Origin of the sequence: Streptomyces omiyaensis (assembly GCF_014650895.1) — a bacterium.
GTDB lineage: Bacteria > Actinomycetota > Actinomycetes > Streptomycetales > Streptomycetaceae > Streptomyces > Streptomyces omiyaensis.
On sequence record NZ_BMVV01000019.1, the window covers coordinates 16,258 to 34,333 of the forward strand.

The 18,076-nt window shown below is 74.6% G+C and carries 15 protein-coding genes; 9 read left to right on the forward strand and 6 right to left on the reverse strand.

Going from position 1 to position 18,076, the window contains the following annotated elements; all coding sequences use genetic code 11:
* Positions 1 to 73: 73 nt before the first annotated feature.
* The 4 genes from IE287_RS26645 to IE287_RS26660 all read left to right on the forward strand — a co-directional run bounded on the left by IE287_RS26645 (position 74) and on the right by IE287_RS26660 (position 6,328).
* Positions 74 to 559 carry a MarR family winged helix-turn-helix transcriptional regulator gene (locus IE287_RS26645; RefSeq protein WP_189851747.1) on the forward strand — a complete coding sequence of 162 codons (486 nt, stop codon included), beginning with the start codon at positions 74 to 76 and terminating at the stop codon, positions 557 to 559.
* 188 nt (positions 560 to 747) lie between these two features.
* Complete coding sequence (locus tag IE287_RS26650; RefSeq protein ID WP_189851748.1) at positions 748 to 1,215, forward strand: GNAT family N-acetyltransferase; 468 nt, start codon at positions 748 to 750, stop codon at positions 1,213 to 1,215.
* A complete protein-coding gene (locus IE287_RS26655; protein ID WP_189851749.1) occupies positions 1,212 to 2,468 on the forward strand; it encodes an MFS transporter in 1,257 nt (418 codons plus the stop codon). The genes IE287_RS26650 and IE287_RS26655 overlap by 4 nt, the downstream gene beginning before the upstream one ends.
* 179 nt (positions 2,469 to 2,647) lie before the next feature.
* Positions 2,648 to 6,328, forward strand: a complete 3,681-nt coding sequence (locus IE287_RS26660; protein WP_189851750.1) for a S8 family serine peptidase — start codon at positions 2,648 to 2,650, stop codon at positions 6,326 to 6,328.
* A gap of 49 nt (positions 6,329 to 6,377) precedes the next feature.
* On the opposite strand, the gene IE287_RS26665 is transcribed toward IE287_RS26660, so the two are convergent.
* The 4 genes from IE287_RS26665 to IE287_RS26680 all read right to left on the reverse strand — a co-directional run bounded on the left by IE287_RS26665 (position 6,378) and on the right by IE287_RS26680 (position 11,868).
* A complete protein-coding gene (locus tag IE287_RS26665; protein WP_189851751.1) occupies positions 6,378 to 7,856 on the reverse strand; it encodes an acyl-CoA synthetase in 1,479 nt (492 codons plus the stop codon).
* Between the two features lie 60 nt (positions 7,857 to 7,916).
* Positions 7,917 to 9,101 (reverse strand): MFS transporter, encoded by a 1,185-nt coding sequence (locus IE287_RS26670; RefSeq protein ID WP_229883775.1) that lies wholly within the window; start codon positions 9,099 to 9,101, stop codon positions 7,917 to 7,919.
* A gap of 202 nt (positions 9,102 to 9,303) precedes the next feature.
* A complete protein-coding gene (locus IE287_RS26675) occupies positions 9,304 to 10,716 on the reverse strand; it encodes a GAF domain-containing sensor histidine kinase (protein WP_444545984.1) in 1,413 nt (470 codons plus the stop codon).
* 48 nt (positions 10,717 to 10,764) lie between these two features.
* Positions 10,765 to 11,868 carry a rod shape-determining protein gene (locus tag IE287_RS26680; RefSeq protein ID WP_229883766.1) on the reverse strand — a complete coding sequence of 368 codons (1,104 nt, stop codon included), beginning with the start codon at positions 11,866 to 11,868 and terminating at the stop codon, positions 10,765 to 10,767.
* A 296-nt stretch (positions 11,869 to 12,164) separates the two neighbouring features.
* Here IE287_RS26680 and IE287_RS26685 point away from each other — a divergent pair, with 296 nt between their 5' ends.
* Positions 12,165 to 13,217 carry an SCO2400 family protein gene (locus tag IE287_RS26685; RefSeq protein ID WP_189851754.1) on the forward strand — a complete coding sequence of 351 codons (1,053 nt, stop codon included), beginning with the start codon at positions 12,165 to 12,167 and terminating at the stop codon, positions 13,215 to 13,217.
* 64 nt (positions 13,218 to 13,281) lie between these two features.
* On the opposite strand, the gene IE287_RS26690 is transcribed toward IE287_RS26685, so the two are convergent.
* Positions 13,282 to 13,728: a MarR family winged helix-turn-helix transcriptional regulator gene (locus tag IE287_RS26690; RefSeq protein ID WP_189851755.1), complete on the reverse strand. Its 447-nt coding sequence runs from the start codon at positions 13,726 to 13,728 to the stop codon at positions 13,282 to 13,284.
* 91 nt (positions 13,729 to 13,819) lie between these two features.
* Between IE287_RS26690 and IE287_RS26695 the strand changes: the two genes are divergently transcribed.
* The 4 genes from IE287_RS26695 to IE287_RS26710 all read left to right on the forward strand — a co-directional run bounded on the left by IE287_RS26695 (position 13,820) and on the right by IE287_RS26710 (position 17,084).
* Positions 13,820 to 14,839: an NADP-dependent oxidoreductase gene (locus tag IE287_RS26695; RefSeq protein ID WP_189851756.1), complete on the forward strand. Its 1,020-nt coding sequence runs from the start codon at positions 13,820 to 13,822 to the stop codon at positions 14,837 to 14,839.
* Positions 14,840 to 14,903: 64 nt separating this feature from the next.
* Positions 14,904 to 15,326 carry an organic hydroperoxide resistance protein gene (locus IE287_RS26700; protein WP_189851757.1) on the forward strand — a complete coding sequence of 141 codons (423 nt, stop codon included), beginning with the start codon at positions 14,904 to 14,906 and terminating at the stop codon, positions 15,324 to 15,326.
* A gap of 108 nt (positions 15,327 to 15,434) precedes the next feature.
* Complete coding sequence (locus IE287_RS26705) at positions 15,435 to 16,250, forward strand: EI24 domain-containing protein (RefSeq protein WP_189851758.1); 816 nt, start codon at positions 15,435 to 15,437, stop codon at positions 16,248 to 16,250.
* A 12-nt stretch (positions 16,251 to 16,262) separates the two neighbouring features.
* On the forward strand, positions 16,263 to 17,084 hold the full coding sequence (locus IE287_RS26710; protein WP_189851759.1) for a pectate lyase: 822 nt from the start codon (positions 16,263 to 16,265) through the stop codon (positions 17,082 to 17,084).
* Here the strand turns inward: IE287_RS26710 and IE287_RS26715 are convergent.
* Entirely contained in the window at positions 17,081 to 18,061 is a 981-nt protein-coding gene (locus IE287_RS26715; protein ID WP_189851760.1) for a LysR family transcriptional regulator, read from the reverse strand. The two genes, IE287_RS26710 and IE287_RS26715, sit on opposite strands and share 4 nt — an antisense overlap.
* Positions 18,062 to 18,076 lie beyond the last annotated feature (15 nt).

Consider the following 18,076-nt stretch of genomic DNA (forward strand, 5'->3'; position numbering starts at 1 on the left):
CTCTATTGATAGCGCACGATTCAGTTGTGCACAACTCAATCGCGTGTGAGGGGCCTCGCGTATCCTGGTTCCCATGGAGACGCCCGACACCCTCCCCGACGAGGAGTTCCTCCGGCTCGACCGGCAGATCTGCTTCTCGCTCCACGCCGCCGCGCGCGCCTTCAACGGCGTCTACCGCGAGGCGCTCAAGGAGCTCGGGCTCACCTACCCCCAGTACCTCGTCATGCTCGTCCTCTGGGAGCACGGCGAGCTGCCCGTGAAGGGCATCGGGGAGCGCCTGCGGCTCGACTCCGGCACCCTGTCCCCCCTGCTCAAGCGGCTGGAGGCGGCCGGATACGTGGAGCGCCGGCGCAGTGCCGAGGACGAGCGCTCCGTCACCGCCCGGGTCACGGACGCGGGCGCGGAGCTGCGGACGGCCGCCCTCGGCGTGCCGCGCCGGATCGCCGCCGCGACCGGCCTGGACGTCGCGGACATCGCCGACCTGCGCGAGCGGCTCGGCGCCCTCGCCGCCCGCCTCGACGGCATCGACCCCGGCGAGCTGCGCCCCGCCTGCGGCTGAGCGGCCGGCGAGCCGCCCCCGCCTGCGGCTGAGTGGCCGCCGCCCCCGCCTGCGGCTGGGCGGCCGGCGTCCGGCGCCACCGCCCGGCGCCACCGGTCCGCCGGGCTCGGAGGGCGGACCGGGGCCGGGGTGGTCGCCGTCATCAAAATGTAAGGACCGATCGCCGAATGCGTTCCTATACTCGGCGTATGTCCGAGATCACCGTCCGCCGCGCCACGGCCGCCGACTCCAAGCGCCTGACCAAGCTCGTCCGCGGCTCCGCCGCCTACCGGGGGCCGTACGCCGTCATGGTGGACGGCTACCGGGTCGGCGGTGCCTACATCGAGCACCACCCGGTCCACGTCGCCGTCGACGCGGACGACCGCGTCCTCGGCTTCTACGCCCTCCTCCTCGACGAGGCCGAACTCGACCTCGCCTTCGTCGCCGACTCCGCCCAGGGGCTCGGCATCGGGCGCCTGCTCATGGCCCACATGACCGGCGAGGCCCGCGCCGCCGGGCTCGACGCCGTCCGGGTCGTCGCCCACCCGCCCGCCGAGGAGTTCTACCTCCGCACCGGCGCCCGCCGCACCGGCACCGTCCCCGCCGCCGGGCGCATCCACTGGGACCGCCCCGAGCTGAGCTACGACCTCACCGACGCCGCCGCGGCCGCCGCGTGACCGCCGTCGGGTCGCCGCAGGAGGAGAAGCGCCGGATCTTCGCCGACCTGACCCCGCTGCGCGCCTCCGCCGACTACCGCCGCCTCTGGTTCGGCAACACCGTCTCCTGGGTCGGCCAGGGCATGACCGCCCTCGCGATCTCCCTCCAGGTCTACGACATCACCGGCTCGGCCTTCTCCGTCGGACTCGTCGGCCTCTTCTCCCTCGTCCCGCTCGTCGTCTTCGGCCTCTACGGCGGCGCCATCGCCGACACCGTCGACCGGCGCGCCCTCGGCCTCGCCGGGGCCACCGGCTCCGCCGTCCTCTCCGCCGCCCTCGCCACCGCCGCCTTCGCCGGCTTCCACCGCGTCTGGTTCCTCTACGCGATCGTCGGCCTCCAGGCCGTCTGCGCGGCCCTCAACTCGCCCGCCCGCAGCGCGATGATCCCCCGCCTGCTCCCGCCCGAGCAGCTGCGCGCCGCCAACGCGCTCAACTCCATGGTCATGACCTTCGGCACGCTCGTCGGCCCCAGCCTCGGCGGCGTGATCGTGGGCCTCGCCGGCTACCAGATCGCCTACCTCATCGACGCCCTCGCCTTCTCCGCGAGCCTGTACGCGATGTGGCGGCTTCCCTCCATGCCGCCGGAGCGCACCGGGGCCAGGAAGGCGTCCGTCCTCGACGGACTGCGCTTCCTCGGCACCCGGCCCAACCTGCGCGCCACCTTCGTCTCCGACCTCTTCGCGATGATCCTCGCCCAGCCCAAGGCGCTCTTCCCGGCCGTCGCCGCGCTCTGGTTCGGCGGCGACGCGAAGACCACCGGACTCCTCGTCGCCGCGCCCGCGTTCGGCGCGCTGCTCGGCGGGGTGGTCTCCGGCTGGCAGAGCCGGATCCGGCACCACGGGCAGGCCATCCTCGTCGCCGTCGCCGCCTGGGGCCTCGCCATCGCCGCCTTCGGTCTCAGCCGGAACCTCTGGATCGGGCTGCTGTGCCTCGCCGCCGCGGGCTACGCGGACACCTCGTCGATGATCTTCCGGAACACGATGATGCAGGTCGCCGCCCCGGACGAGATGCGCGGCCGGCTCCAGGGCGTCTTCATCGTGGTCGTCGCGGGCGGCCCCCGGCTCGGCGACTTCGTCGCCGGCTCCGTCGCCGACCTCACCTCGCCGGCCGTCGCCATCACCGGCGGCGGCCTCCTCTGCGTCCTCGCCGTCGGCGTCTTCGCCCTGTACGCACGGGGCTTCCGGCGGTACGACGCCCTCGACCCGACCCCGTGAGGCACCCATCCGGAGCGTCCCGGACGCTCCCGTACCGACCCGTCTTCGCCCGACTGGCGGTTGGCCGCCACGGCACATAGCCGCCAGGCGAGAAGCGACTCAACTCCCTTCCCGGCGACCAGACTCCTCGCGGATCCGGAATCCCACCCCCGAACCCCCGGGTCCGCGAGGAGTCCCCCATGACCGCACCGCCGACCGGAGGAAGGGCCGGGCTGATCGCCGCCGGCGTCTCCCTCGTGATGCTCTCGGCCGGGCAGACCGCCGCCGCGCCGGGCGCGACGGCGGCCGCCGCGCCCGACACCTTCAGGGGCCCGGCCGCGTCCGTCACCGTCACCCTCGTCACCGGTGACCGCGTCACCCTCACCGGACTCGACGGCGGACGGCGGACCGTCACCGTCGACCGGGCGAAGGGCGCCACCGGCGCCGTCCGCACCCGGGTCACCGACGGGCGGATCACCGTCGTCCCCGACGAGGCCCGCCGCCACCTCGACTCCGGCGCCCTCGACCCGCGCCTCTTCGACGTCACCGGCCTCGTCGAACAGGGCCTCACCGACACGCTCCCGCTGATCGTCACGTACGGCGGCAACGCCCGCGCCGCGCACGGCGCCCCGCGCGGCACCGAGACCGTCCGCGCGCTGCCCAGCGTGGGCGGCGCCGCGGTCACCGCCACCGACCCCGCCGCCTTCTGGCAGGCCTTCACCGGGAAGACCGGCGCGGCCCGCTCCGCCGCCCCCGCCAAGGTCTGGCTCGACGGCCGGGTCGAGGCCGCCATGGCCGAGTCCAACGCCCAGATCGGCACCCCCGCGGCGTGGGAGGCCGGGCTCACCGGCAAGGGCGTCAAGGTCGCCGTCCTCGACACCGGCGTCGACGCCGGCCACCCCGACCTCGCCGGCCGGATCGCCGAGTCGAAGTCCTTCATCGAGGGCCAGGAGGTCGCCGACCGCGACGGCCACGGCACCCACGTCACCTCGACCGTCGGCGGCAGCGGCGCCGGCTCCGACGGCAAGGAGAAGGGCGTCGCCCCCGGCGCCACCCTCGCCGTCGGCAAGGTCCTCGGCGACGAGGGCTCCGGCACGGAGTCGCAGATCATCGCCGGCATGGAGTGGGCCGCCAAGGACATCGACGCGAAGATCGTCTCGATGAGCCTCGGCTCCCGGGAGGGCAGCGACGGCACCGACCCGATGGCCCAGGCCGTCAACACCCTCTCCGCCGAGACCGGCGCCCTCTTCGTCATCGCCGCCGGCAACTCCGGCGCCCCCGGCTCCATCGGCTCGCCCGGCGCCGCCGACTCCGCCCTCACCGTCGGCGCCGTCGACTCCGCCGACGAGGCCGCCTACTTCACCAGCAAGGGTCCCCGCTACCGAGACCAGGCCCTCAAGCCCGACCTCTCCGCGCCCGGCGTCGGCATCCTCGCCGCCCGCTCCCAGCTCACCGAGGGCACCGGCCTCTACACCTCGATGAACGGCACCTCCATGGCGACCCCGCACGTCGCCGGAGTCGCCGCGCTCCTCGCCGAGAAGCACCCCGACTGGACCGGCGCCCAGCTCAAGGACGCCCTCATGTCGAGCTCGAAGGGCCTCGACGCCTCCGCGTACGACCTCGGCGCCGGACGCGTCGACGTCGCCGCCGCCATCGCCGCGGAGGTCACCGCCACCGGCTCCGCCGACCTCGGCTTCTTCGCCTGGCCCCACGAGGAGAACGAGCCGGTCACGAAGACCGTCACGTACACCAACTCCTCCGACACCCCCGTCGAGCTGGACCTCGCCGTCGAGGGCATGCCGGCCGGCACCGCCGCCCTCGCCGACACCACGCTCACCGTCCCGGCCCGCGGCACCGCCTCCACCACCGTCACCGGCGACGGCACCGCCGCCCCGGTCGGCACCAGCTCCGGCCGGATCACCGCCGCCGCGGGCGGCACCCCGGTCGCCCGCACCGCCCTCGGCCTGGTCAAGGAGGAGGAGCGTCACACCCTCACCGTCCACGTCAAGGACCGGGACGGCGCCCCGGCCGCCGCGGGCCTCGGCATCAAGGAACTCACCCCCGGCGAGGACCCCTTCCCGGCCTCCGTCGGCGAGTCCGGCACCCTGAAGCTGCGCCTGAAGCCCGGCACGTACACCGTCGACACCTTCCTCGACGTGCGCGGCGCCAAGGGCGCCGACTCCCTCGGCCTCGGCTTCATGGCCGCCCCCGAGGTCGTCCTCGACCGCGACCGCGAGATCACCCTCGACGGCCGGGAGCTGCGCGAGATACGCGCCGACGTCGAGAAGCGCACCGAGACCCGCCAGCTGCTCATGGAGTACGACCGCCGGGCGAACGGCACCGGATACACCGACATCGTGCAGGTGCCCGTCACCTACGACTCGCTCTTCGCCGCGCCCACCGCGCCCGTCGCGAACGGCACCTTCGAGTACCGCACGGTCTGGCGGCTCGGCAAGCCGATGGCGGAGGCGAGCGTCGACGGCGTCCGCCTCGCCGACCTGCGCCCGCAGGCCGGTGCCGCCCTCCTCGAAGGCCGGCACCGCCTCGGCCTCGTCGACGCGGGCACCGGCACCCCGGCCGAGTACGCCGGGAAGGACGCCGCAGGCAAGGCCGTCCTGGTCCGCCTCGCCGACGGGGCCGACCCCGCCCGGGTCGCCCAGACCGCCCAGGACGCCGGGGCCGCGGCGCTCCTCGTCACCGACGACGCCCCCGGCCGCCTGATGAAGTGGTTCGGCACCGCCGACTACCAGGACCGCCCGCTCGCCGTCGCCACCGTGAACCGCGCCGACGCCGCCCGGCTCGCCGCCGGCGCCGCCCGCGGCAAGCGCGTCGACCTCACCGGCACCCGCTTCACCCCGTACGTCTACGACCTCTCCGAGGGCCACCCCGGCCGCATCGGCACCGACCTCGTCTACCGCCCCGGCGGCCGGGACCTCGCCACCGTCCGCTCCACCTTCCACGCGCCCACCAAGCGCGGGGAACAGGGCGGCGAGTTCCGCTACTCGATCACCGACACCTTCCCGATCGGCGTCGGCTTCAAGGAGCGGATCGGCTTCCCGGCCGAGCGCACCGAGTACGTCTCCACCGGCACCGGCCAGCAGTGGCACGAGTCCGTCGACCTCGGCGAGTCCCTGGAGCAGCGCGGCGGCCGCTCGGTCTACCGCGGCGGCTCCGTCACCCGCAGCGAGTGGTTCGGCCCCGTCTGGCACCCCTGGCTCGGCACCGGCCTCGGCTGGGGCCAGCAGCGCACCGGCAACGACCTGAGGTTCAACACCCCCGGCTGGGGCGACTCCGGACGCGACCACACCGGCTTCGGCAACGTGTGGGGCGACGACACCATGACCCAGTACACCGAGGTGTACGTGAACGGGGTCCGCGTCGACCGCAAGATGAGCTCCGGCGCCTACGCCTGGGACGCGCCGGCGGAGGAGGCCACCTTCAAGGTCGTCACCGACACCACCCTCGACCCGGCCCGCTGGCGGCTCGGCGCCAAGGGGCACAGCGAGTGGACCTTCCGCTCCGCCGAGACCCCGTCCGACCGGGTCACCCACCTGCCGATGCTCAACCTCGGCCTCGACCTCGACACCGACCTGTACGGCGACGTCCGGGCCGGCTCCAGGGTCCCGGTCGGCGTCTTCGCGGAGTATGTCGAGGACGCGTCCGGCACCGGCACCGTCACCACCGGCGGCCTGGAGGTCTCCTACGACGGCGGCACCACCTGGCGCGCCGTGCCCCTCCGCGGCTCCGGCAGGGGCGCCTCCTGGACGGGCGAGCTGCGGATCCCGTCCGGCGCGGCCACCGTCTCGCTGCGCGCCGCGGCCGCCGACGACCAGGGCGGCACGGTCCGCCAGGAACTGATCCACGCGGTCGGCGTGAAGTAGCCGGCGGGCGACGGGCCGGGCTCCCGGAGCGGAGCCCGGCCCGTCGCCGTCATCCGGCCGGCAGCCGCTTCTTCAGGACCTTCCCCAGGTCGTTGCGGGGGAGGGCGTCGAGCAGCCGGACCGTCCGGGGCCGCTTGTGCGGGGCGAGCAGCCGGGCCACGTGGTCCGCCAGCTCCGCGTCCGCCGGCGGGGCCGCCGGGTCGGCGGGGACGATCCAGGCCACGATCCGCTCGCCCAGGTCCGGGTCGGGCTCCCCGGTGACGGCGGCCTCCCGCACCCCCGGGTGGTCGAGGAGCGCGTTCTCTATCTCGCCCGCCCCGATCTTGTACCCGCCGCTCTTGATCAGGTCGGTGGCCTTGCGGCCCACCAGCCGGATCGCGCCGTCCGCCTCGCGGACCGCCATGTCGCCGGTGCGGAACCAGTCGCCGTCGAACGCCTCCGCGGTCGCCTCCGGCCGGTTCAGATAGCCGGAGAAGAGGTTCGGCCCGCGCACCTGCACCTCGCCGACGGTCTCCCCGTCGGACCCGCCGAGCACCGTGCCGTCCTCCTCCACCAGCCGCACCTCCACACCCGGCAGCGGCGTCCCCACCGTGCCGGGGCGCGGCGGCCCGCCGGGCCGGACGCTGGTGTTCATCAGCGTCTCGCTCATCCCGTACCGCTCCACCACCGTCCGGCCCGTCGCCGCCGTGATCCGCTCGTGGTCGCGCACCGGCAGCGCCGCCGACCCCGACACCAGCAGCCGCGCCCCGGACAGCGCCTCGACCAGCGCCGGGTCCCCGGGGAGGGCCTCCGCGAGCCGGTGGTACATGGTGGGGACCCCGAACAGCATCGTGCCGCCCGCCGCCAGCTCCCGGGCGACGCCCTCCGCCGAGAAGGCGCCCAGGTGACGGACCTCGCCGCCGCGCCGCAGCGGGCCGAGGACCCCGAGGATCAGCCCGTGGACGTGGAAGAGCGGCAGCGCGTGCACGAGGACGTCCTCCTCCGTCCAGGACCAGACCTCCGCGAGCGCGTCCAGCGAGGCGGCGACCGCCCGGCGGGGGAGCAGCACGCCCTTCGGGGGGCCGGTGGTGCCGGAGGTGTAGACGACGAAGGCGGGCGACCCGGGATCCTCCGGCCCGTCGCCGTGCGCGACCACCGCCGAGACCGGGGTGAAGTGCGCGACGCGGGTCGGCACGTCGATCCGGGGCAGCCCCGCCAGTGCCGCCGGCGGCTCGTCCTGCGGGCCCGCCAGGAGGAGCGCGGGCGCGCTGTCCGCGAGGACGTGGGCCAGCTCCCGCTCCCCGACCCGCGGGTTGAGCGGGACGACGGGCACGCCCGCGAGCAGCGCCGCCACCACCGCCACGGCCGTCCGGGCGGTCGGCGTGGCCCAGACCGCGACCCGGGTCGCCCCGGAGAGCCGGACGGCCAGCTCCCCGGCGGCCCGGGCCAGTTCCTCGTAGGTCAGGGTCTCCGCCGTCGCGGGGTCCGCGCCGAAGCGCAGCGCGGTCCGGTCGGGACGGCTTCTCAGGGCCGGGAAGAGCGCACTCACCGGTCGTACTCCTCGGGTCGCATCGGGAACGCCGCTGCCGAGGGGCATTCTGCCGGGCCGTCAGGGCGTCCCGGCCGTGACCTTCGTCGCCCCGGACGCCGGCTCGTCGCCGCCCGGCCGGATCCCGCGCATCCGCCCGTACGCGTACACGCACCCCGCGAGCGCCAGGTCGGAGAGGAGCATGAAGCCGATCGAGTACGAGTCCTTGGCGCTGTAGATCGCGCCCATGACCAGCGGCGGCACGAAGCCGCCGAGGCCGCCCATCGCGCCGACGATGCCGGTCACCGAGCCCACCTTGGCCTGCGGGGTGACCTGCGAGACCAGTGCGAAGACCGAGCCGCTCGCGGTGCCGAGCCCGGCCGCCATCACCAGCAGGGCGATCGTGCCGCCCGGGTTCAGCTTCGGGTCGAAGGCCTGGACGATCGCGAACAGGGCGACGACGCCGAGCGCCCACGCGGTGACGACCGCCGGGTGGACCCGGTCCGAGAGCCAGCCGCCGATCGGCCGGAAGACGACCGTCACCAGCGCGAACCCGGCCGCCTTGGTGCCCGCGTCGGTCGGGTCCAGCTCGTACCAGGTCTTCAGGTACGTCGGCAGGTAGACGCCGAAGGCCACGATGCCGCCGAAGCCGATCGCGTACAGCGCCGACAGCTCCCACGTCACCCGCAGCCGCCCGGCCGAGCCCAGCCGGGTCGCCAGCGAGGCGGTCGGCACCGGGCGGTCGGGGCGGTCGGTGATGAGCGCGGCGGCGAGCACCGCGTACACGGCGAGCGCGATCGCCACGACGATGAACGGCAGGTTCTCGCCGTGCTTGGCGATCCGGGGCGTGAAGTAGCCGGAGAGCGCCACACCTCCCATGCCCATGCCGAAGACGCCGAGCGCCAGGCCCCGCTTCTCCGGCGGGAACCAGGAGTTGACCAGCGGGATGCCGATCGCGAAGGTCGTGCCGCCGAGGCCGAGGAGGAAGGCCACCACGATCATCAGGCCGTAGGAGTCCTTCACCAGGATCAGCAGGAGCACCGGGACGATCGTCAGCGCCGAGACGAGCGGGAACATCAGCTTCGCGCCGTACCGGTCGGTGAGCGCGCCGGCCGGGATCCGGCCCAGCGAGCCGACCAGCACCGGCACGGCGACGAGGAACGACTGCTGGAACGAGCTCAGGCCCAGGCGTTCGCCGTACCAGCTGCCGAGGGGCGCGATCAGGTCCCACGCCCAGAAGGTGAGCGTGAAGCCGATGGTGGCCATCACCAGGTTGCGGTAGGCCGCCGCGGTCGGGGGCTTGGCGTCGGAGTTCACCTCCTCAGTCAAGATCCGGCGCGCGGACCCGGCGCGCGGTACTGCTCCGTCCGGGGGAGCCGCGCGCCGGGCGGCACCTCGCGGACGGGGCCCGAGACCGGGTCGCGGCGTCCACGGCCGTGTTGCCATGCCTGCGGGCGGGGCCTCGTGTCTACGGCCAGGTCACCGTCGTCGGCGGGGTGCCGTCGTCCTCCACGCGCAGCCGGGCCCCGTCGGCACCGGCGCCGACGTCCACCTGGATCCGCCCGATCCCGGGGCGCCGGTGGGCCGCCGCGAGCGCCCGGCGCAGCACGCCGAGCAGCGCCCGCGCCGACTCCTCGTCCACCAGCGCGTCCACCGCGCCGGAGAACCGCACCGACGGCTGGAAACCGAGCAGCGCCCCCGCCCCCGCCGTCTCCCGCAGCACCCGGCCCCGGAAGGTCGTCGGGGCGTCCGCGGGCGGCTGCTGGAGCGCGAAGATCGCTGTCCGCACCTCCTGGATCGTCGAGTCCAGCTCGTCCACCGCCTTCTCCAGCAGCTCGTCCTCCTCGGACGGCCCTCCGGCGCGGCGGCGGGTGGACTCCAGCATCATCTCGGTGGCGAACAGGCGCTGGACGACGAGGTCGTGCAGGTCGCGGGCGATCCGGTCGCGGTCCTCGAAGACCGCGAGCCGCTCCCGGTCGTGCCGCGCGTCCGCCAGCACCAGCGCCAGCGCCGCCTGCGAGGCGAACTGGGAGGCGAGCAGCCGGTCCACCGCCGAGTACGGGTCGGCGTCCCGGTGGCGGGGGAGCGCGAGCGTGCCGATCAGCCTCCCGCCGCTGCGCAGCGGCAGCATCATCGACGGCCCGAAGCGGGAGCGGACCGGCGTCGTCATCCGGGGGTCGGTCGAGGAGTCCTCGACGAAGACCGGCTCCCCGCCGAGGAGCTGCACGAGGACGGCGGAGCCGGGCAGGATGGTGGTGCCGACCAGGTCGCCGGGATCGTCGGTGGTGGAGGCCGTGACGATCTCCATGCCGCCCTCGGGGGTGGGCTGGAGGATCACGCCGGCCGCCGCGCCGGCGAGGATCCGGGCCTGTTCGGCGACGGTCATCAGGGCGTCCTCGGCGGATTCGCCGGTGAGCAGCGCCGTGGTGACGGCCGCGGCGCCCTCGATCCACCGCTCGCGCTGCCGGGCCGTCTCGTAGAGCCGCGCGTTGCCGATGGCGATGCCGGCCTGGGCGGCGAGGACCCGCAGCAGGGCCAGGTCCTCCTCGGTGAAGCCGTCCGGCTTCCCGGAGAGGTACAGGGTGCCGAAGACCTGGGTGTGCACGCGGATCGGGACGCCGAGCTCCCCGTGCGGGCCCTCGGGGAGCCGGGCGATCCTGGTCCGCTCGGCGTCGTCCATCCCGGTGGTGAAGAGCCCGGTGAGCCGCGGGCGCTCGGGGTCCACCACCCCGAGCGCCCCGCGGCGGGCCCCGACCAGCTCGGTCGCCGAGTCCACGATGTGCTGCAGCGTGGCGCGGAGTTCGAGGTCCGTGCCGACGCCGAGGACCGCTTCGAGCAGCATCGGCAGGCGCGCCCGCCCCCGCTCCCCGTCCTCGTCCATGATCACCATGGTCTCATCGGCGTACGAATCAGGCGATGTCGTGATCGGTCACTCCGTCAGGTCGTCGGCGTACGCCCGGTCCCGGCCGCCGTCCCGGTCGTCCGCCAGGCCGCGGTGGTCGCCCAGCGGGTCGAGGATCATCGGCTGCACCTTGCCCTCCAGCATCGCGCCCAGGCCCAGCACGGCGCAGACGTCGGGGCGTTCGGCGATGTGCACCGGCATGCCGGTGGCGTCCCGGAGCATCTGGTCCAGGCCCGGGAGCAGCGCGCTGCCGCCGACCATCATGATCCCGCGGTCGGCGAGGTCGGCCACCAGGTCCGGCGGGCAGTCCCGCAGCACCTTCCCGAGGCCGTCGAGCACCGCCGTCAGCGGGGTGTGGATGGCCTCCCGCACGGCCGCGGTGTCGACGGTGACCGAGCGGGCCAGGCCGGTGGCCACGTCCCGGCCGTGGATCTCGGTGGACGCCGGCCCGTGCGGGGTCAGACCGTTGCCGCTCAGCGCGATCTGGAGCGGACGCACCGACTGGCTCGGCAGCATCAGCTCGTGGTGGTGGCGCAGGTGCTGGATGATCGCGTGGTCGATGGCGTCGCCGCCGACCGGGATCCGCTCGGCCGTCACGATCGCGCCCAGCGAGAGCACCGCGATCTGGGTCGTCGCCGCACCGCACACCATGATCATGGTCGCGGTGGGCTGCTCCACCGGGAGACCGGAGCCCACGGCCGCCGCGATCAGCGTGTCGACCAGCTCCACCCGGCGCGCCCCGAGCCCCACCAGGGTCTCCACGGCCGCGCGCTGGGCGAGCGGGTCGCTGTCGTGCGGGGTGCAGGCGGCGGCCCGCAGCCGGGGCTTGCGGCGGAGCTGGCGGCGCAGCTTCTCGCCGAGGAGGTGACGGAGCATCCGCTGGGCCATCTCGATGTCGACGACGGTGCCGCCGGAGACCGGGCGCACGACCCGGATGTAGTCCGGGGTGCGGCCGGTCATCTTCTCGGCGAGCGCGCCGACCGCGATCAGCGCGCCGGTGCGGGTGTTGACGGCGGCGACGCTCGGCTCGTCGACGACGAGCCCGGAGCCCTTGACGAAGACCCGGGTGCGGGCGGCACCCAGGTCGACGGCGACATGGCAGCGGCGCAGCTGTTCGAGGCTGACGGTCATGGCGGATCCTCCGGGGGGCGGTGCTGACACGGGCGAGGTGTCGCGTTCGGGTTTCCTGTTGGCATCGTGCGACCGCCGGGCCCGCCGCGCGCGTTGGGCTGAGCCGCCCGGGGCCGCTCCCGGGCGGCCCCGCACGGCCTCCGGACCGGCGGAGGAGTCCGGTCCGGAGGCGTGCGGGCGGGAGGTGGCGAACCGGGAGAATCGCGGCGCCACGGCGTTCACCTGCGGTTTCCTCACAAGATCCTCACGTCCTCGACGCCCCGGGGCCGCTCCGCTCGTCCTAGCGTGCGAGCCCCATGGACTACTGCCACGCGTGCCGGCGGTATCTCAACGGGGCCCTCGCCTGTGCCGGGTGCGGGACCCCCGTGGAGCGGCTGCGGTACGACACCCCCCAGACCCCGCCTCACTCCGCGCCTCACGAGGGCGTCGAGGCGCCGGAGCCGTACCCGACCGGACGGCCGTACGGGCCGGAGCCGCACGCGCCGCAGCCGTACCCGGCGGAGCCGTACGCGGGGGCCCCGCACCCGGCGGGGGCGTACCCGGCGGAGCCGTACGCGGCGGAAGCGGGGGAGACGGCGGGCGGGGGTGCGGCCGGGCCGGTCGCTCCCGAGCACGTCTACGAGCTGGACGTGGTGGTGCCGCCGCGCCCCGGCGGGCGGGCGGCGGGCCGCGCCGCCGCGCGGCGGAGGCGGGGCCGGGCCGGCCTCGGCCGGACGGTCGCGGTGAGCACGCTGGGGCTGGTCCTCGCGGCCGGGTCGCTGGGGCTGGCGAGGACGGCGTTCGAGGGGCCGGGGGAGAAGGGCCCCGCGAACGCCGTGGAGGAACTGGAGGTCACCGAGGCCCCGCTGCCGCCCGCGCTGCCCACGCGCAGCCCCGGCGGCGGGACGGCGGAGGACGGCGGGGACGGCGACCGGGCGGGCGGGGGCACCCCGGACCCGGCCGCGCCGACCGGTCGGCCGCGCGGGACCGGCGCGGGACCGGACGGCGGCGGCCCCGGCACCTCCGCCGCCCCGCGCCCCGGGGCGGGCTCCGCCGGCGGGCCGGGGACGGGCTCCGGTACGGGCACGGGTGCGGGCGCCGGCTCCGGTGCGGGCACGGGCGGCGCGTCCGCCGGGCCGTCCTCCGCCGCGCCCTCCTCCCCGGCGCCGTCCGCGCCGGAGGTCACCTCGGGGCCGCAGGGCGACGGCCCGGGTCCCACGCCGAGCGCCTCGGGCTCGCCCACCGCGCCGGCCACGGGCGGCGCGACCCCCTCGGCCTCCGCGGGCACCGGCCGTCCGGCGCCCCCGTCGGCGACGCCGGAGCCGAAGCCCTCGGAGACCTGCACCCGCTTCCTGTGGTGGTGCGTCTAGTCCCCGCTTCCGGGCGGGACGGGGCGGGAGCCGGGGCGGGCGGGACCGGGGCGCGTCCGGTCCGTCAGGGGGCCGACGGGGCCGGGCCCTCGCCGAGCATCCGGCGCAGCAGGTCCCGCAGCAGGGTGCGCTCCAGGCCGGTCAGCTCGCCGAGCGGCTCGCGGGCGAAGTGGAGGGAGTCGCGCAGCCGGCGGGCGGTGTCCCGGCCCTCGTCGGTGGGCGCGGCCAGCTTGACCCGGCGGTCGGCCGGGTCGGGGCGCCGCTCGACCAGGCCCCGGGACTCCAGGCGGTCGATGATCCCCGTGACGTTGGACGGCTCGCACTTGAGCTTCTCGGCGATCTTCCGCATCGGCGTGGGTTCCAGGGTGAGCAGCCCGAGGACGCGGGCCTGCGCGCCGGTGAGGGAGTGTGCGGCGGCGGCCTCCTCGTACTCCTGGTGGTAGCGCGCCACGACCGTGCCGATCAGCTCGACGACTTCGAGGGTCACGGGGTCGGTGTGTGAGGTGGGCATGGGCGCCATCCTACTCCGATGCTTGACAACCTGAAATATTCAGGCGCATGGTTGTTTCATCAAGTGAAGCTTTTTCCCGGAGGTCCCCACCATGACCGCTCTGCCCGCCACCAGCCGCGAATGGCACCTCGTCGCCCGCCCGCACGGCTGGCCCGCCCCCACCGACTTCGCCCTGCGCGAGGTCCCGGTCGAGGCGCCCGCCGAAGGCCGGATCCTGGTGCGGAACCTCCACTTCTCGGTCGACCCCTACATGCGCGGCCGGATGAACGACGTGAAGTCCTACGTCCCGCCGTTCAAGCTGGACCACCCGATGGACGGCGGCGCGGTCGGCGTCGTCGTGGCGTCGAACGCCGAGGGCTTCGCCGAGGGCGACCACGTCCTGCACGGCCTCGGCTGGCGCGAGTACGCGAGCGTCCCGGTCCAGCACGCCACCAAGGTGGACCCGGAGCTCGCCCCCCTCTCCACCTACCTCGGCGTGCTCGGCATGACCGGCCTCACCGCCTACGCGGGCCTCTTCGAGACCGCCTCCTTCAAGGAGGGCGACGCCGTCTTCGTCTCCGGCGCGGCCGGCGCCGTCGGCAGCCAGGTCGGCCAGCTCGCCAAGCTGGCCGGCGCCTCCCGCGTCATCGGCTCGGCCGGCTCCGACGAGAAGGTGAAGTGGCTGGTCGAGGAGCTCGGCTTCGACGCCGCCTTCAACTACCGCAACGGCCCCGTGCGGGACCAGCTCAAGGCGGCCGCCCCGGACGGCATCGACGTCTACTTCGACAACGTGGGCGGCGAGCACCTGGAGGCCGCGATCTCCTCGCTCAACGTGCACGGCCGCGCCGCCATCTGCGGCATGATCGCGCAGTACAACGACACGGAGCCGGTCCCCGGCCCGCGGAACATGGCGATGATCATCGGCAAGCGGCTCCGCCTCCAGGGCGTCCTCGTCGGCGACCACTACGGCCTCCAGCAGAAGTTCGTCGAGGAGGTCGGCGGCCGGCTGCGCTCCGGCGAGCTGAAGTACCGCGAGACCTTCACCCAGGGCATCGAGAGCGGCGTCGACGCCTTCCTCGGTCTGCTCCGCGGCGACAACACCGGAAAGATGATCGTCTCGCTGGACCGGTAGTCTTCCCTCAGCCGTCGCGATCGTGGGCGCGAGTCGAGGCGGGGAGAAGAAGGTAGATACCAGCATGTCCATCCAGCACTCCGACGTCCTCTACACCGCCGTCGCCACCGCGGAGAACGGCCGCGACGGCCGTGTCGCCACGGACGACGGCCAGCTCGACGTCGTCGTCAACCCGCCCAAGGCCATGGGCGGCTCCGGCGCCGGCACCAACCCCGAGCAGCTCTTCGCGGCCGGCTACAGCGCCTGCTTCCAGGGCGCCCTCGGCGTCGTCGCGCGGAACGAGAACGCGGACATCTCCGGCTCGACGGTCACCGCCGAGGTCGGCATCGGCAAGAACGACGACGGCTTCGGCCTCATCGTGAAGATCTCGGCCACCCTCCCGAACGTGGACGCCGAGACCGCCAAGAGCCTGATCGAGAAGGCCCACCAGGTCTGCCCGTACTCTAAGGCGACCCGCGGCAACATCACGGTCGAGCTCGCCGTCTGAGGCACCGGCCACACCGGAAGCGGACCCGTGCGGGCCGCACCCCGGTCGACCGGGGTGCGGCCCGCACGCGCGTACAAGTGCGCGAGCGGGCCCCGCTAGGCTGCCCGCATGCGCGATTTCGGGGTGGGTTTCGGTCATCTGGTCCAGGGCCAGAAGTGGGTGGCACGGCACGGACGCCGGTTCGGTTTCGGACTGCTGCCGGGCCTGGTGACGCTGGTCCTCTACTCGGGGGCGCTGGTCGGTCTCGCCCTCGGCGCGGACGACCTGGTGGCCTGGGCCACCCCCTTCGCCGACGACTGGTCCTCCCCGTGGCTCGGCCTCTTCCGCAACGCCCTGACGGCCCTCCTCTTCGTCTTCGGGCTCTTCCTCTCCGTCATCACCTTCACCGCCGTGACCCTGCTCGTCGGCGAGCCCTTCTACGAGTCCCTCTCCGAGGACGTCGACCGCGACCGGGGCGGTGAGGTCCCCGAGTCCGGTCTGCCGCTCTGGCGCGAGCTGCTGATCTCGGCCCGGGACAGCCTGCGGCTCCTGCTCCGGGTCGCCCTCTACGGCGTGCTCCTCTTCGCCTGCGGCTTCATCCCCGTCGTCGGCCAGACCGTCGTCCCCGCCCTCGGCTTCTGCGTCTCCGGCTACTTCCTCGCCGTGGAGCTGACCGGCGTCGCCCTCCAGCGCCGCGGCGTCGAGCTCAAGGAGCGCCTGGCGCTGCTGCGCGGCCGGCGCGGCGCCGCGCTCGGCTTCGGCGTCCCGCTCATCCTGGCCTTCCTCGTCCCCTTCGTGGCGGTCTTCCTGATGCCCGGCGCCGTCGCCGGCGCCACCCTCCTCGTCCGCGACCTGCGCGGCGAGGACCCCCAGGAGAACGATCACGAGGGCGGCAACCTTTCCTCCGCGGGCGGCGACCAGGGAGTGCACCACATCCCCCACTGAGGAAGTCACCCCATGACGTCACACAAGCGCAGGACGGTCCGCCGCAGGGCGCTCGCCGGCGGCCTGGCCGCGTTCGGAGTCACCGGCGCGGCCATCGTCACGACCACCCTGCTCGCCCCGGCGGGCGCGGCCCCGGCCGCCGTCCCCGCCTGGCCGGCCGCCAAGGGCGCCCGGCCCGTCGCCGCCACCATCGAGGTCTCCGGCACCTACGACGGCGGGCTCAAGCGCTTCTCCGGCACCGGCGCCCTCGGCTCCGACGGACAGGACGAGAGCCAGCAGCCGCTCTTCGTCCTGAAGGACGGGGCCACCCTCAAGAACGTCGTCCTCGGCACCCCCGCCGCCGACGGCGTGCACTGCCTCGGCAGCTGCACCCTCCGGAACGTCTGGTGGGAGAACGTCGGCGAGGACGCCGCCACCTTCAAGGGCACCTCGGCGAACGCCGTCTACGCGGTCCACGGCGGCGGCGCCCGGGGCGCCTCGGACAAGGTCTTCCAGTTCAACGGAGCCGGCAAGCTCGTCGTGACCGGGTTCCAGGTATCCGACTTCGGCAAGCTCGTCCGCTCGTGCGGCAACTGCAAGAAGCAGTACCGGCGCACGATCATCGTCAACGACGTCGACATCACCGTCCCCGGCAAGTCGATCGTCGGCGTCAACGCCAACTACGGCGACACCGCCTCGCTGCGGAACGTCCGGATCCACGGCGACGCCAAGAAGAAGATCAAGCCCTGCACCCGCTTCACCGGCAACAACACCGGAAAGGAGCCCGCCGAGCTCGGCACCGGCCCCGACGCCACCACCTGCCGCTACACGCCCTCCGACGTCTCGTACGACTAGGGACGCTCCGGCAGCCGCTCCGCCAGGACCGGATGGAGCTCCGGCCTGGCGGCCCACCACTCCCGGTGGAAGGCGTTGTTGCCGACGTTCGCGAGGTACGCCTCGGCCGCCGCCCGGTACAGCAGCTCCGCGTGCCGGGCGGAGACCGCCGAGCGGTTCCAGGCGAGGCGGATGCGGCCGGTGACCGGGTCGCCCTCCAGGGGACGGAGGACCGTCCCCCCGGTGGGCGGCGCGGTCGGCTGGCTCAGGGAGATCGCGCGCCCCGAGGCGATCAGGTCGTAGTGGATCTTCCGGTCGGCGACCCGGTGCCGCAGGGACGGGGTGAAGCCGGCCCGCTCGCAGGCGGCGACCAGCGCCTCGGGGCCGCCGTCGTCGTCCTCGACCAGCGTCATCCAGGACTCGCCCGCCAGCTCGGCCAGCGCGATCCGCTCCTTCGCGGCCAGCGGGTGGTCCGCCGAGATCCGTACGCAGAAGGGCTCCTTCGCGATCAGCGTCCGGGCCGTCGTCCCCTGCGGCAGCGGCACCTCGTGGTCGTTGACCTCGCCGTACAGCACCGCGTCGTACCGGCCCGCGCCCAGCTGCCGGGTCAGCGTCGTCGCCGACTGCTCGACCGTCACCGCGATCTCCCGGCCCGCCACGACCTGTTCGAGCCCGACGAGCAGCCGGTCCACCAGGACCAGCAGGATGCAGCCGAGCCGCAGCGGGGTGGACGGGTCGACGGCCCGCGCCCCGGCGGTGATCGCGTCCATCTCGCCCAGCACGAGCCGGGCCTTGGAGAGCACGAACTCGCCCAGCGGGGTGGGCTCCACGCCGCGCCGGCCGCGCAGGAACAGCTCCCCGCCCGCGACCCTCTCGATCCGCCGCAACTGGGCCGAGAGCGCCGGCTGCGAGATGCCGAGCCGGAGCGCCGCGCGGCCCAGACTTCCCGCCTCCGCAATCCGGCAGACGGCTTCGAGATGCCTCAACTCCAGCTGCATTTCAGCAGCGTACGC